The organism is Streptomyces sp. NBC_01478, from assembly GCF_036227225.1.
Lineage (GTDB): Bacteria > Actinomycetota > Actinomycetes > Streptomycetales > Streptomycetaceae > Streptomyces.
In genome coordinates, this window is sequence record NZ_CP109444.1 from 7824846 (window position 1) to 7839731 (window position 14886).

The 14886-nt window shown below is 69.0% G+C and carries 14 protein-coding genes; 10 read left to right on the forward strand and 4 right to left on the reverse strand.

Translation table 11 applies throughout. From position 1 onward, the window contains the following. The first annotated feature begins 105 nt into the window (after positions 1-105). The 3 genes from OG223_RS35630 to OG223_RS35640 all read left to right on the forward strand — a co-directional run bounded on the left by OG223_RS35630 (position 106) and on the right by OG223_RS35640 (position 2648). Positions 106-726: a DUF6114 domain-containing protein gene (locus OG223_RS35630; RefSeq protein WP_329257599.1), complete on the forward strand. Its 621-nt coding sequence runs from the start codon at positions 106-108 to the stop codon at positions 724-726. Further along, positions 716-2035, forward strand: coding sequence for a hypothetical protein (locus OG223_RS35635; RefSeq protein ID WP_329257602.1), 1320 nt, complete (start codon positions 716-718; stop codon positions 2033-2035). The genes OG223_RS35630 and OG223_RS35635 overlap by 11 nt, the downstream gene beginning before the upstream one ends. A gap of 130 nt (positions 2036-2165) precedes the next feature. After that, positions 2166-2648, forward strand: coding sequence for a hypothetical protein (locus OG223_RS35640; protein ID WP_329257606.1), 483 nt, complete (start codon positions 2166-2168; stop codon positions 2646-2648). 86 nt (positions 2649-2734) lie between these two features. Here the strand turns inward: OG223_RS35640 and pyk are convergent, their stop codons facing one another. From pyk to pta, 3 genes are all read right to left on the reverse strand, one after another. Then, entirely contained in the window at positions 2735-4165 is a 1431-nt protein-coding gene (gene pyk, locus OG223_RS35645; RefSeq protein WP_329257609.1) for a pyruvate kinase, read from the reverse strand. A gap of 73 nt (positions 4166-4238) precedes the next feature. Next, on the reverse strand, positions 4239-5450 hold the full coding sequence (locus OG223_RS35650) for an acetate kinase (RefSeq protein ID WP_329257611.1): 1212 nt from the start codon (positions 5448-5450) through the stop codon (positions 4239-4241). Further along, positions 5447-7537 (reverse strand): phosphate acetyltransferase, encoded by a 2091-nt coding sequence (gene pta / locus OG223_RS35655; RefSeq protein WP_329257614.1) that lies wholly within the window; start codon positions 7535-7537, stop codon positions 5447-5449. The genes OG223_RS35650 and pta overlap by 4 nt, the downstream gene beginning before the upstream one ends. A gap of 215 nt (positions 7538-7752) precedes the next feature. On the opposite strand from pta, the gene OG223_RS35660 reads away from it, so the two are divergent. Then, a complete protein-coding gene (locus OG223_RS35660; protein ID WP_329257617.1) occupies positions 7753-8778 on the forward strand; it encodes an ATP-dependent 6-phosphofructokinase in 1026 nt (341 codons plus the stop codon). A gap of 55 nt (positions 8779-8833) precedes the next feature. Here the strand turns inward: OG223_RS35660 and OG223_RS35665 are convergent, their stop codons facing one another. Beyond that, positions 8834-9556 carry an XRE family transcriptional regulator gene (locus tag OG223_RS35665; protein ID WP_329257619.1) on the reverse strand — a complete coding sequence of 241 codons (723 nt, stop codon included), beginning with the start codon at positions 9554-9556 and terminating at the stop codon, positions 8834-8836. Between the two features lie 716 nt (positions 9557-10272). On the opposite strand from OG223_RS35665, the gene OG223_RS35670 reads away from it, so the two are divergent. The 6 genes from OG223_RS35670 (at position 10273) to OG223_RS35695 (ending at position 14875) form a co-directional block, all read left to right on the forward strand. Next, entirely contained in the window at positions 10273-10920 is a 648-nt protein-coding gene (locus OG223_RS35670; protein ID WP_329257622.1) for an HAD family hydrolase, read from the forward strand. A 100-nt stretch (positions 10921-11020) separates the two neighbouring features. Next, positions 11021-12208: a helix-turn-helix transcriptional regulator gene (locus OG223_RS35675; RefSeq protein ID WP_329257625.1), complete on the forward strand. Its 1188-nt coding sequence runs from the start codon at positions 11021-11023 to the stop codon at positions 12206-12208. A gap of 205 nt (positions 12209-12413) precedes the next feature. Beyond that, positions 12414-12839 carry a hypothetical protein gene (locus tag OG223_RS35680; RefSeq protein WP_329257628.1) on the forward strand — a complete coding sequence of 142 codons (426 nt, stop codon included), beginning with the start codon at positions 12414-12416 and terminating at the stop codon, positions 12837-12839. 274 nt (positions 12840-13113) lie between these two features. Beyond that, complete coding sequence (locus tag OG223_RS35685) at positions 13114-13614, forward strand: hypothetical protein (RefSeq protein ID WP_329257631.1); 501 nt, start codon at positions 13114-13116, stop codon at positions 13612-13614. A gap of 83 nt (positions 13615-13697) precedes the next feature. Continuing rightward, a complete protein-coding gene (locus OG223_RS35690) occupies positions 13698-14354 on the forward strand; it encodes a class I SAM-dependent methyltransferase (protein WP_329257634.1) in 657 nt (218 codons plus the stop codon). Positions 14355-14485: 131 nt separating this feature from the next. Beyond that, positions 14486-14875 (forward strand): VOC family protein, encoded by a 390-nt coding sequence (locus tag OG223_RS35695; protein WP_329257638.1) that lies wholly within the window; start codon positions 14486-14488, stop codon positions 14873-14875. Positions 14876-14886: the final 11 nt, after the last annotated feature.

The window sequence follows — 14886 nt, forward strand, 5'->3', positions numbered from 1 at the left end:
CGGGCGGGGGAGCCGGTGGCGCCCCCGCCCGTCCACTTCCAGCCGCACCTTCACACAAGGTGCAACTCTCCACCACAGCAACGCCGTACCAGGGAGCTGTTTTCCATGAGCGCCGAGACTCCTGCCGCACCCGGCCAGTTCGCCCGCCGGAGGCTGCAGTTTCGTGCCTGGCGTGGCACGAGGCCGTTCTGGGCCGGTCTGTTCGTCATGCTCGGCGGACTCCCGATCGCCTACTTTCCGTACGCACATCTCCAGGTGGGGCATCTGACCCTGGCGATGGCGACCACCGCGGGCGCCGGGTCCCTGATCATCGGCGTGCTGCTCGTGGTCCTGGGCTTCAGCCTCTGGTACCAGAAGCACGTGCGCACCTTCGCGGGTGTCGCGGCGATCCTGCTGGCGCTGGTGTCCATCCCCGTGTCCAACCTCGGTGGCTTCCTCATCGGCTTCCTCCTCGCCATGGTCGGCGGGGCACTGGCCGTGTCGTGGGCGCCGGGCGCACCGCCGGAGCCGCAGTCGCTCCAGGACCTGTCGCGGGGAGAGGGCGGCGCTCCGCAGGCCGCACCGTACGAGTCCGACCCGGAGGCCACGCCGTACGGGACCGCTCCGTACGAAGGCGCCCCCGAAGCCGCGCCGCACGTACCCGCCGACGACGCGGGCGAGCCGAACGATCTGTCAGGAACGAGCCCGGTGAGCAACGGGGCGAACGGGAGGCACAGTGCCGGCTGACGAGGTGACCCACGGGACTGATGTGGAGGAGTCCCGTGTGAGAACCGGGCCGCGGCACGCGGCGCCCAAGAAGCCGCTGCTCACCAGGCTCCACATGCCCGCCGGCAAGGCGATAGCCACGGTGGCGATGCCGACCGCCGTGATCATGGGGTTCGGTTTCACGTCCTCCCTCGCGCTCGCCGACAACGGTGCGACGACCTCGCCGTCGTCCAAGAGCCTGACCGCCGACGAGTACAAGGACTGCGTCGCGGCGCTGGCCGAGTCGTCGGCGAGCCCCTCGGCCTCGCCGTCCACGTCCGAGAGCGAGTCCGCCGACACCTCCACGGACGACGCGACACCGTCGGCATCCGCGTCGAAGGACACCGACTCGGGCACGACCTCTTCGTCGGATTCAGGTTCCGACGACAAGGCCACGCCCACCGCCACGCCGTCCGCCTCCGCGAGCAAGTCGGCGGACACGAGCGGTTCGTCGGGCAGTACGGCCACGGCGACGCCCTCCGCGTCCGAGAGCAGTAGCGGCAACCTGCTGGACACCATCGGCGACGCCATCACCGACATCCTCACCGGCGGTTCCTCCGACTCGACGGCGAGCGCCACCCCGACGCCGACCGCGTCCGCCTCGGCGAGCGCCACGAAGGACACGTCCACGGACGACTCCGCCGGCGCGTCCGACACCGTCAAGGACACGACGAAGAAGGTCACCGACACGGTCGACGACACCGTGAAGGACGCGACCGACGCGGCGACGGAGGCGGCCGAGGACACGGCCACCCCCACCGCCACCGCTTCGGACACGGCCACCGCCAGCCCGTCCGCGAGCGCGAGCACCGACACCTCGGACTGCCCGGTCGCCACGGACGACCTGAGCGGCGTCGACAACAAGATCCTGCTGCCCGACGACCCCTGGTACCTGAACGCGAGTTCACTGCTGCTCAAGGGCGCGGACTACCAGGGCGTCGTCGAGGTGAAGACCGCCAGCGGCAAGGTCAAGAAGGTCCTGAAGTATGTCATCTCCGGCGGCACCGACATCGGCGACCTGCACCAGACGGTCGACGACAAGCAGTCCGGCAAGACGTACCACGTGCAGGCGGCCTCCGGCTCGACGTCCACGATCCGCGACGGCGACACGGTGATGTACACGGAGTCCATCTCGGGCAACCTGTTCGGACTGATCCCGATCACGTTCGACCCGGACAACCCGCCGCCGCTGAACATCCCGCTGATCTACTTCACCAACGTGAAGGTGGTCCAGGCCGGCCAGTTCGGCGGCACGCTGACGGTCCCCGGACTGCGCAGCTACCAGAACTGAGCCCGTCCACAAGCCCGTTCGGGAGCCGCAAAGGAGCAGTGCCCCGCCGAGTACCCACTCGGCGGGGCACTGCTCTGTCCGGTGTCCGGAGCGCGGTCGATCCACAGAGGCCGATCCAAAAGGAGGACAGATGATCGACTTCTCCTTCGAGCCCCGCGCCGACGACACCTTCTGGTCCCCGGCACGGCGACCGGAGCACCCGTACCGGTCGGAGCACCCGGTGCTGACCGGCGCGGACTTCTCCGTGAGCTGTTTCCGGGCGGACGCACGGCTCGTAGTGCACGGCGTGGATCTCGGCCTGCGCACGCCGGGACTGCCCGTCGTGGACTTCGCTCTCATGCTGGAGTACGCGAGAAGAGAGCTGGAGACCCGGAGCGACATCGCGGTGGAGACGAGCGTGAGCGGCCATGTGTTCTCCCTCAGCCGCGGAGCCGAGACCGTCACCCTCACGACGAACTACGCGCCGGACGTGGTGGAGCTGACCTGGGCCGAGCTGCGGCAGCTCACCGACCGGGCGAAGGCCGAGGCGTTCCGGCTGATCACCACCGCCCACCCGGAGCTGCGCGCCAACGCGTGGCTCCGGGAGACGGTAGGAGCGCCGTCGGCCGCGTGATCCGGTGGCGGACGGACCGAGGGCGCCCCCTTTCACAGGGGGCGCCCTCAGCGCCGTACAAAGGTGCAAAAGCCTTCAGCGGTACGTCAGTTGCCCTCGCCGCCGCCGAGGTGGTGGACGCGGAGCATGTTCGTCGTGCCGGCCACGCCGGGGGGCGAGCCGGCGGTGATGATGACGGTCTCGCCCGGGTTGAAGCGGTTGATCTTCGCGATCTCGCCGTCGACCATGTCGACCATCTCGTCCGTGCTGTTGACGAACGGCACCACGTGCGACTCCACGCCCCAGCTCAGCGTGAGCTGGTTGCGGGTGCTCTCGTCGGTGGTGAAGGCGACGATCGGCTGGGAGGCGCGGTAGCGGGACAGCCGGCGGGCGGTGTCACCGGACTGCGTGAAGGCCACCAGGGCCCGGCCGCCGAGGAAGTCGGCGATCTCGCACGCGGCACGCGCGATCGAACCACCCTGCGTCCGCGGCTTCTTGCCCGGCACGAGCGGCTGCAGGCCCTTGGCGAACAGCTCCTCCTCGGCCGCCTGGACGATCTTCGACATCGTCTGCACGGTCTCGATCGGGTAGGCGCCCACCGAGGACTCGGCGGACAGCATGACCGCGTCCGCGCCGTCCAGGATCGCGTTGGCCACGTCGGAGGCCTCGGCGCGCGTGGGGCGGGAGTTGGTGATCATCGACTCCATCATCTGGGTCGCCACGATCACCGGCTTGGCGTTGCGCCGGCACAGCTCCACGAGGCGCTTCTGCACCATCGGGACCTTCTCCAGCGGGTACTCGACGGCGAGGTCGCCGCGGGCCACCATCACCGCGTCGAACGCCGCGACCACGGCCTCCATGTTCTCGACCGCCTGCGGCTTCTCCACCTTGGCGATGACGGGGACCCGGCGGCCCTCCTCGTCCATCACCTTGTGGACGTCGTACACGTCGCTCGCGTCGCGGACGAAGGACAGGGCGACCATGTCGCAGCCCATCCGCAGCGCGAAGCGCAGGTCCTCGACGTCCTTCTCGGACAGCGCGGGCACGTTCACGGCCGTGCCGGGCAGGTTGATGCCCTTGTGGTCGGAGATGACGCCGCCCTCGATGACGATCGTCTTCACGCGGGGGCCTTCGACGCTGAGGACCTTCAGCTCGACGTTGCCGTCGTTGATGAGGACCTGGTCGCCGCGGGAGACGTCACCGGGCAGGCCCTTGTACGTCGTACCGCAGATGGTCTTGTCGCCCGGGATGTCCTCGGTGGTGATGGTGAACTCGTCACCGCGCACCAGCTCGACGGGACCCTCCGCGAAGGTCTCCAGGCGGATCTTCGGGCCCTGCAGGTCGGCGAGGACGCCGACGGCACGGCCGGTCTCCTTGGCCGCGGCACGGACGCGGTCGTACCGCCCCTGGTGCTCGGCGTGGGTGCCGTGGCTGAAATTGAAGCGGGCCACATTCATGCCGGCCTCGATCAGCGACACCAGTTGTTCGTGGGAGTCGACCGCGGGGCCGAGAGTACAGACGATTTTCGAACGGCGCATGGGACGATCCTATCGGTTTGTTTCGCTACGGAATATTCCGTCTGGCGGAAGATACAAATGGGCGGGCATGCGCTCAGGCGTTGTAATTTCCGACCAGTGCATAGGTCTGAGTGGCGATCTCCAATTCCTCGTCCGTCGGCACCACGGCGACCGCGACCCGCCCGGACGCCGGCGAGATCAGCCGCGGTTCATCACTCCGTACGGCGTTCAGCGCGCCGTCGACCTCGAGCCCCAGCAGCTCAAGGCCCGCGACGGCAGCTTCCCGCACCGCACTCGCGTTCTCCCCGACTCCCGCTGTGAAGGCGACCGCGTCCACCGTGCCGAGTACCGCGCAGTAGGCACCGATGTACTTCTTCAAACGGTGAATGTAGATGTCAAAGGCGAGTTCCGCCTGTTCGTCGCCCTCGTCGACCCGGCGCCGGATCTCGCGCATGTCGTTGTCCCCGCACAACCCGATCAGACCGCTCTTCTTGTTGAGAAGAGTGTCGATCTCATCGGTGGACATTTCGCCAACACGCATCAAATGGAAGATGACGGCCGGATCCAGGTCTCCCGACCTGGTCCCCATCACCAGCCCCTCCAGCGGGGTCAGCCCCATCGAGGTGTCCACACACCGCCCGCCCCGCACGGCCGAGGCGGACGCCCCGTTCCCGAGGTGCAGCACGATGACGTTCACGTCCGCGGGTGCCTTCCCCAGCAGCTTCGCCGTCGCCCGCGACACATACGCGTGCGAGGTCCCGTGGAAGCCGTACCGCCGGATCCGGTACGCGTCCGCGGTCGCCACGTCGATCGCGTACCGCGCGGCCGACTCCGGCATCGTCGTGTGGAACGCGGTGTCGAACACGGCGACCTGCGGCAGATCCGGCCGCAGCGCCATCGCGGTCCTGATCCCGACCAGGTTCGCCGGATTGTGCAGCGGAGCGACGGGTATCAGCCGCTCGATCTCGGCGAGCACGGCGTCGTCGATCACGGTCGGTTCGGTGAAGATCAGCCCGCCGTGCACGACCCGATGCCCGATGGCCGCCAACTCCGGTGAATCCAGCCCGAGTCCGTCCTTGGAAAGCTCCTCCGCCACGGCCTTCAGGGCGGCCTCGTGATCGGGGATCGGCCCGGTGAACTCCCGTACGGCGCCGGTCGTCACGCAGGTGTGCTTGAGCCGGGAGGTCTCCTCGCCGATCCGCTCGACGAGTCCGACGGCGAGGCGGGTGCTGTCCGCCATGTCGAGGAGCTGGTATTTCACCGACGAGGAGCCGGAGTTGAGGACGAGGATGCGGGTCGCGCTCACTGGGCGTTTGCCTTCTTGGTCGGGGACTGCGCCTGGATCGCCGTGATGGCGACGGTGTTGACGATGTCCGAGACGAGGGCACCCCGGGACAGGTCGTTGACGGGCTTGCGCAAGCCCTGCAGCACCGGCCCGACGGCGATCGCGCCGGCCGAACGCTGCACGGCCTTGTAGGTGTTGTTGCCGGTGTTGAGGTCGGGGAAGATCAACACGCTTGCCCGGCCCGCGACTTCGGACTCCGGCATCTTGGTGGCGGCGACACTCGGCTCGACGGCGGCGTCGTACTGGATCGGCCCCTCGATCCGCAGATCGGCCCGCCGCAGCCGGACCAGTTCCGTGGCCTCGCGCACCTTGTCGACGTCGGCGCCCGAGCCGGACGTACCGGTCGAGTACGACAGCATCGCGATCCGCGCCGCGACGCCGAACTGCTCGGCGGTGGCGGCCGATTGGACGGCGATGTCGGCCAACTGCTCCGCGTTCGGGTCGGGGTTGACCGCGCAGTCGCCGTAGACGAGGACCTTGTCGGCGAGGCACATGAAGAAGACGGACGAGACGATGTCGGCGTCCGGCTTGGTCTTGATGATCTCGAAGGCGGGCCGGATGGTCGCGGCCGTGGAGTGCACGGCGCCGGAGACCATCCCGTCCGCCAGCCCCTCCTGCACCATCAGGGTGCCGAAGTAGTTCACGTCGGCGACGACGTCGTGGGCCAGCTCGACGGTCACGCCCTTGTGGGCGCGGAATTCGGCGTACTTCTCGGCGAAGCGGTCGCGCAGTGGGGAGGTCTGCGGGTCGATCAACTGGGCGGCGCTGAGGTCGATGCCGAGGTCGGCGGCCCGCTTGCGGATCTGGTCCTCGGGGCCCAGCAGGGTCAGCTCGCAGACGCCCCGGCGCAGGAGTACCTCGGCGGCGTGCAGGACGCGGGGCTCGGTGCCCTCGGGGAGGACGATCCGGCGCTTGTCGGAGCGGGCCCGCTCCAGCAGCGTGTGCTCGAACATCATCGGGGTGAGGCGGTCGCTGCTCGGCGCGGAGACCCGCTTGAGCAGGTCGCTCGTGTCGACGTACCGCTCGAAGAGGCCGAGCGCGGTCTCCGCCTTGCGCGGGGTGGCCGCGTTCAACTTCCCTTCCAGGGCGAAGAGTTCGCCGGCGGTGGGGAAGGAGTTCCCGGCCACCGAGACGACCGGGGTGCCCGGCGCGAGGCGGGCGGCGAGGGTGAGGATCGTGTCGCTCGGCACCTCGTTCAGGGTGAGGAGCACGCCGGCTATCGGCGGGGTGCCGGCGCTGTGCGCGGCGAGGGCGCCGATGACGAGGTCGGCGCGGTCGCCCGGGGTGACGACGAGGCAGCCGGGCGTCAGCGCGTTCAGGAAGTTGGGCAGCATCGCCCCGCCGAACACGAAGTCCAGCGCGTCCCGGGCGAGCCCCGATTCGTCCCCGAGGACCACCTTGCCGCCGAGGGCGTGGGTGATCTGCGCGATGGTGGGCGCGGAGAGGGCGGGCTCGTCCGGTACGACGTAGCAGGGCACCGGCAGCCGGGTGTCGAGCCGGTCGGCGATCGCGGCCCGGTCCTCGGGGGCGACCCGGTTGGTGACCATGGCGAGGACGTCGCAGCCGAGCCCGTCGTACGCCCGGTACGCGTTGCGCGTCTCGGCGAGCACCGACTCGGCGGTCTGCTTGCGGCCGCCGACGACGGGGATGACGGACGCGCCGAACTCGTTCGCGAGGCGGGCGTTGAGGGCCAGCTCGTCCGGGAACTGGGTGTCCGCGAAGTCGGTCCCGAGGACGAGGACGACGTCGTAGTCACGGGCGACGAGATGGAACCGGTCGACGAGCGTCGACACCAACTCGTCGGTCCCCTGCTCGGCCTGGAGGGCGGAGGCCTCGTGGTAGTCCATGCCGTAGACGGTCGCCGGGTCCTGGGACAGCCGGTAGCGCGCACGCAGCAGCTCGAAGAGGCGGTCGGGGCCGTCGTGGACGAGGGGGCGGAACACCCCCACCCGGTCGACCTGCCGGGTCAGGAGTTCCATGACCCCCAGCTCGACGACCTGACGGCCGTCGCCGCGGTCGATCCCGGTCACGTACACACTGCGGGTCACGCGTGGTCTCCCCTTCCGGCGGATTCTGACGCTTGCTGGCTGCCCGTTTCGGCGGTCATGAAAATCGCCCACAGGGGTGAGCGGAACCCTCTTGACAATACCTCCGGGGGTGGTTAAGACGCCCCCCGGTCCGGCGGGAGCGGCGTCGCCCTGGGGGACGTGAAACAATCGGGTCCGGCTCACCGGTCTCAACAGCGAGCAGGAGACACAGCACGATGCGCATCGGAGTTCTCACCGCAGGCGGCGACTGCCCCGGCCTGAACGCCGTGATCCGATCGGTCGTGCACCGAGCGGTCGACAATTACGGCGACGAGGTCATCGGCTTCGAGGACGGCTACGCCGGACTGCTCGAAGGTCACTACCGCACCCTCGACCTCGACGCGGTCAGCGGCATCCTCGCCCGCGGCGGCACGATCCTCGGCTCCTCACGCCTGGAGCGGGACCGCCTCCGCGAGGCCTGCGAGAACGCGCTGGACATCGCGCGCGACTTCGGGATCGACGCGCTGATCCCGATCGGCGGCGAGGGCACGCTGACGGCGGCGCGCATGCTGTCGGACGCCGGCCTGCCGGTGGTCGGGGTCCCCAAGACGATCGACAACGACATCTCGTCGACGGACCGCACGTTCGGCTTCGACACGGCGGTAGGGGTGGCCACGGAGGCGATGGACCGCCTCAAGACGACCGCGGAGTCCCACCAACGAGTGATGGTCGTCGAGGTCATGGGCCGCCACGCGGGCTGGATCGCGCTGGAGTCCGGGATGGCGGCGGGCGCGCACGGCATCTGCCTGCCCGAGCGCCCCTTCGACCCGGCCGACCTGGTCAAGATGGTCGAGGAACGCTTTGCCCGCGGCAAGCGGTTCGCCGTCGTGTGCGTGGCCGAGGGCGCGCACCCGGCCGAGGGTTCCATGGACTACAACAAGGGCGAGATCGACCAGTTCGGCCACGAGCGCTTCCAGGGCATCGGCACGGCACTGGCCTACGAGTTGGAGCGCCGCCTCGGCAAGGAGGCCAAGCCGGTCATCCTCGGCCACATCCAGCGCGGCGGGACGCCGACCGCGTACGACCGGGTGCTGGCGACGCGGTTCGGCTGGCACGCGGTGGAGGCCGCGCACCACGGGGAGTTCGGGCGGATGACCGCGCTGCGGGGCACGGACGTGGTGATGGTGCCGTTGGCGGAGGCGGTCACCGAGCTGAAGACGGTCCCGAAGGACCGGATGGACGAGGCGGAGTCGGTCTTCTAGCCGGCCGCGGTGTCGGGCATCGGGCACTGAGTACTGGGCATCAAGTGTCGGGTGCTCAATAGGTGCTCTTCTCGACCATGGCCCAGAAACGGCTGATGATCTGGTCGAGGAAGTCACGGCCGGCCTCGTCGGCCTCGACGGCGGAGTTGCCGCCGCCCCAGTTCAGCGTCGCGGCCATCTGCGCCTGGTAGTCCTCGTGCAACTCCTGGAGGGAGTCCTCCAGGAGCCGCCGGTCCAGCGGCACCATCTTGCCGATCGGGCGGACACAGCCCTGCCAGCGGGTGGTCATCGCGCTGCGCAGCAACTCCGCGAGGCGGGTGTCGCGTCCGGTGACGCTGATGAAGTCGGGCAGCGAGAGATCGAGCAGATCGGAGAGCGCGGCGGACTGGCGCTCGGTGCCGCGCCACTGGTCCTGCTCCTCCATCCGTAGATACGCGAGGAGTTCGAGCCCGACGGCACGGGCGACGTCCTCCGGCGCGAGGCCATGGGCGAGGCGGTGCTCACGCAGCGTGCGTGGCTTGCCGATGAGTTCGGCCGGGGAGCACCACAACACACCGGAGAGCGCGGTGAGTTCGGGACCGGAGGGCGCGGTGAGCCCACGCTCCCAGGCGATGACCAGGTCGGGCGTGACATAGGGCAGCCCGTACGAGGCACGCATGCCGTACGCGACGTGTTCGGGCCCCATGTTGAGCGCGGTACGGAGCCGGCGGGCGGCGGGCGCGTCGAACGGCGACGTGGGCGGCGTGGACGGGCTGGGCTGAGCTGGGGGTCGGCGCACGGGCCACAAGCTAGGGGTGCCTGAGTGCGGTGACTACGGTCTGTTCGGCCAGGATTACGGATTGTAGGAACGTACGGATTCGGTCGGGTGGGGGAGATCGATTGCGGGTGGGGAGGGGGTGAGTGGTGACGCTGAGTGGTGGTTCGCGGGTGGTGGGTGGCGGGGGAGGGGCGATGAATATGCCGCTCTACCTTGCCATTCGCCGGAGCGGTGAGCGTTGGGGACTGTTCGATCGGCGTCGGGCGTGTGGGCGGGGGTCGAAGGGGAGTGCGTTTGTGGTGGGGGTGGTGATCGGGTGTGGGGGGATGTGGGGGGTGGCGCAAAGTCGACGGTCGCTGTCTGTGGGGCTTGCCGGGTGGATGGTCAGGTGAGCTTCGTGCAAGCTGCGGCATCGAGCACCAGGCGCCAGGGGAACTCTTTCTGCTTGCACCTGCCCTGCGGTGCCCGGGCTGGTTCGGCACGAAGGCGCCCTCGCCGTACAGGAGTTGCACGCCCATCGCGCGCAGCTCGGCGACGCTGCGGCCGTGCCGGTTCGTGGAGTTGGGTTCGAGGCAGTGTGCGGCGGTGACGGAGAGGCAAATGGCACGGGGGCGTTGTCGTGCGGGCTATCCGGTCACGGGCAACAACTGGCCCTGATAGGGAGGGCGCAGGGGTGGACCACTACGTCCGCGCAGCGGGGGCCCGGGCAGCCGTTCCGACGGCCTAGGCTTCGCGGAGTGATTGAGACCATCGTGTTCGACGTCGGCGAGACGATCACCCGCGACGACCGGTACTGGGAGTCGTGGGCTGACTGGCTCGATGTCCCCCGCCATACCCTCTCCGCACTCGTCGGGGCCGTCGTGGCCAGGGGCCAGGACAACGCGGAGGCGCTCCGTCTCGTTCGGCCGGGTATCGACGTCGCCGCCGAGTACCACGCTCGCGAAACGGCTGGGCGAGGTGAGTACCTCGATGAGAGCGACCTCTACGACGACGTCCGCCCGGCCTTGTCCGCTCTTCGCGAACTCGGAGTGCGTGTCGTTGTCGCCGGGAACCAGACTTCCCGCGCCGGCGGGTTGCTGCGTGCCCTCGACCTGCCTGCGGACCTCGTCGTCACGTCGGGGGACTGGGGGGTGGCCAAGCCGCAACTGGAGTTCTTCGAGCGGGTACTTGAGGTGGCCCAGGCGGTACCGGACCGGACGGTCTACGTCGGTGACCATCCGGCCAATGACATTTTCCCCGCCAAGTCGGCCGGGCTGCGCGTCGCGCACATCCGCCGTGGTCCATGGGGGCATCTGTGGGCGGACGATGGCGAGGTCGTGGCGGCGGCGGACTGGCGCGTCGACAGTCTTGGCCAGCTCGTGTCCATCGTGGTGAACCGACCGTAACGTCGCGGCCCCACCAGCTTTGGCCGGTACGGCCGTTCGCGCACACGTGACGTCTCGGCGCGGCTACGGTTCGAAGCGGACGCCCTCAACTGGAGTCTGTATGACCGTGTTTACGAACGACGGGGTAGGCAGGCGGATCGCCTACTACCGCAGCGTCGTCCGCCCGAAGATGACGCAGCGGCAGCTCGCCGACGCGGCATGCGTCGCTCTCGGAACCGTCCGCAAGATCGAACGCGGTGAACGCGGCGTTACGGACGCCACGCTCGAAGCCATCGCGCATGCGTTAGGCGTCGACCCGACCCGGCTGCGGGCCGACCGAGGTCCTGCGCTTACGGCTGTTCATGATGCGCTGCCCGCGCTCTCCGCTGTGATCGCGGCCTACGACGTGCCCGAAGACGGCCCGACGCGCTCCCTGTACAGCCTGCGCACGGCTGTGGACGAGGCCGTCAACTGGCGACTGGGCGCCCAATACACGCGCATCGTCCGCACGCTTCCCGATCTGATCGCCGAACTCACGCGTGCCTACCACCAGACCTCTGCCCCCGAGCGGTCCGAGCTGGCCGCCCTCCTGGTCAGTGCCTACCGCTCCGCCGACGCCGCCGCCTACAAGTCCGGCGCCCGTGATCTGTCCGCGCGCCTGGTCGACCTGATGAGGTGGGCCGCTCCCGAGGCTGGAGATCCGCTGCTGTCGGCATCCGTCGCCTATGTCCGCACTGAGACGTTCTTCGCCGCCCACGCCCATGTCCCCGGGCTGCGCGCACTGGAACACGCCCTCGACTCCGCACCCGCCCCCAACGAGCCTCCCGAGACCGCGACTCGGGGCGCGCTCCACATGAGGGCCGCGGTCATCGCCGGCCGAGCGCGCGATGCCGCAGCGGCGGCCGGCCACCTGAGAGAAGCCCGCGCTTTCGCGGACCAGGTCACCGAGGGCGTGTACTACGGCACCGCGTTCGGCCCTGACTCGGTTCGCATCCACGAGGTGTCCGTCGCGGTCAGTCTCGGCGACGGGCATGCCGATCGCGCTCTCACCGTCGCGAACGAGTGGAAACCGCCCCTCGACCTGCCGGCCGAGCGACGTTCCGGGTTCCATATCGAACTCGCCCGCGCCCAACTGTGGTCCGGCCTCGCCGATGACGCCTTCGAGTCGTTGAAGGCCGCCCGACGGATCGCCCCACTGCACACCCGTGAGCACCCGTGGGTCCGTGAAGACGCCGCGACGCTACGCCGGTTGAAGCGGGCCGACTCGGAGGCCCGCAGCAATTTCGCCGAATGGTGCGCCGCCACCTGAGCGGACCACCCCAACTACCCCTCCCTGGGGTACTTGTGGCCTTCTCGCACCCTCACCATCTGTCGCACGCGCAGAAGCCGACAGATGGGAAACGGGCATGGCCGGGACCAGAGGCCTTGAAGGAACGCGAACCTCATCGAGAATCCAACCGGCCTGCGGAACCGTTGAGGAGTGGCTGGCTTCCGCCCACCCATCGCCGAACACGGTGTGCGAAGAATGGGGCAGCATCGCGCAGCTCGCGCTGATCCCCCTCGGACGGAACTTCGAGGCCGTCCGCATTCCCGAAGACATCGTGCACGACTTTGTGGGAACCGACGACCCGCCCACGGTGAGCGCCCGTCTCGCCGAGCACCTCAACGACGGCCCGGTCATCCACGACCCTGGTTTCAGCCGCTACTACGCCCTCGTACCACCCGGCACCGCGGAGTTCTGGCGTGTCCCGGTCGCGGAATGTCTGACTGAGGGCACCTATCTGGGCGTACCGCGCGCCGACCGGATCGCGTCGAACGGCGGGACGAGGGCCTCGTACTGGTCGGTGCCGATGGCCCGGCCGAGCGGCCTGTGCGCGGCTGCCGACGTACTGACCCTCGTGGCGGTGGCCAAGTGCCAGGCCCACGAAGACGAATCATGAACGCGCCCGGAGCCGAGGCCCGATCTCTGTCCGCGGAATGCATGGTCGCCCAACGCCCCGAGTACGAGGGGCTCCACGGCGAATGCCATGAGACCAAGGACATTCCGCTACCGGGGACCACTCACATCCTGCTTCAGCCCCGCTGTGGCTGTTCCTGCCACGGCACTGACAAGCCCGAGACCTGAACCGAACCCGCTCCGGACGGGGCCCACGGCGGCCGCTTCGGGCCAGGGCCGTGCCGAGCCCAAGTGCCTCTCGTAGGAAGGGAAAGTCCATGACCGTTACCGTTGACCACCCCGCGGCCACCCGCACCCGGGACCCGCAGGAACTCCTCAACGCCGTCGCCCTGCACATCACCGAGCTGACCGTGAACATCTTCGACTCGGGCATGAGCATCTGGGGCCGCGAGACAGCCCTGCTGCTACGGGATCACACGATGGTCCGCGACATGGCCGAACGCATCCTGGGCAACGCCGTCATGTACGTGATCGGTTCCATCGAGAACCCGGACGTACACCTGGGCGTCGGCAAGTTGGTCGACATCGGTGTGCACCAGCTCATCCTCGACACCCCCGTCTGGTTCGGCATCTGCCGCCTGTACAACGACGGCCGGTACAAGCACCACGCCCCGTTCATCCAGCGCCGCAACGACGGCCTGTGCCTGCGCACAGGCGACTTCCTGAAGAGCCAAGGCTGGCCCGTGGACGAGGAGTTGTGGGCCCTCGACGGCACGGACTGCTCACCGTGCGACGACAAGGTCCCCGACAGCCACTGACCGCCCGCTACAGTCGGCCCCGCCCTCCCGATCTCCGGGGGGCGGGGCTCCAGCACCCCGACACGACGCAGAGGAACGACGCCGTGCCCGTACCCCACGACATCCCGGCCGAGACCGAACTGTGGGACGCCTACGCCGAGTCCGCATTCAAGGACGAGGCCGAGGCCACGTTCTGTTGGACGCCGCAGTACGCGGGGCACGGCCCCGGTCCCGAACTGCTCGGCGAACCGCGCAGCGTGCTGGAGATCGGGTGTGGAACCGGTCGTGCCCTCGCATACCTCGCGCGGCAGGGCGTCAGCGCACAGGGCGTCGACCTCTCGCCGGTCATGGTCGAGAAGGTGAGCGAGCGGTGGGGCGACACCGGCGCCAAATTCGTCTGCGGGGAAGTCCTGGAGTACCTCGCCTCGTGCGACGACACCTACGACGCGGTCTACTCGATCTTCGGTGCGGCATGGTTCACCGACCCGGGGCGGTTGTTTCCGCTTGTGCGGGCGCGGCTCAACCCAGGCGGTGTCTTCGTGTTCTCGCAGCCGCCGGCCATCCCTGGGGCGTATGGCCCGCAGGGCATGTACAAGGGGGGCTTCGCGGGCAAGGCGATGTTCACGTACCGGTACAGCTACCGCCCGGCCGTCTGGGAGCGGTTGTTGACCCGGGCCGGGTTCTCCTCGGCCGTGGCGACGGTTTTCGATGCACCTGAGCCCGGCCACATCGGGACGGTGATCGTGCGGGCCGGAGCTTAGGTTCTGGTACAGGTCTTGGGGAGCGGTCGTGGAGGCTTGCACAACTGGGCTTTCGCGCAAGGCGGATGAGGTCGCTGCGTAGCACGGGCCAATACTTGCCCTGAGTCCCGTCCGCACTGTTTGGGGGAGTCGTGACAAGTAGGTTCACCGAGTTGGCTGTTGACTGCCATGATCCGGAGAGGCTCGCGGCCTTCTGGTGCGAGGTTCTGGACTTCAAGGTGATCGACCGGAGTGAGGGCAAGGTCGAGATCGGGTCCTGGGTGCCGACCGTCGAGGATGTCCGGGCCCGCCAGATGCCGCCCACCCTGTTCTTTGTCCGGGTGCCCGAGGGCAAGGCCGTGAAGAACCGGCTTCACCTCGACGTCAGCCCGATCGACGGCAGCACCGAGGACGAGGTGACCAGGTTGCTCGGTCTCGGCGCCGCGATGGCCGATGTGGGCCAGGGATCGGACCGGAGTTGGGTGGTCATGGCAGACCCCGAGGGCAACGAGTTCTGCGTCCTTCGCACCCTGGCGCCGTAGAAGCAGGGCGA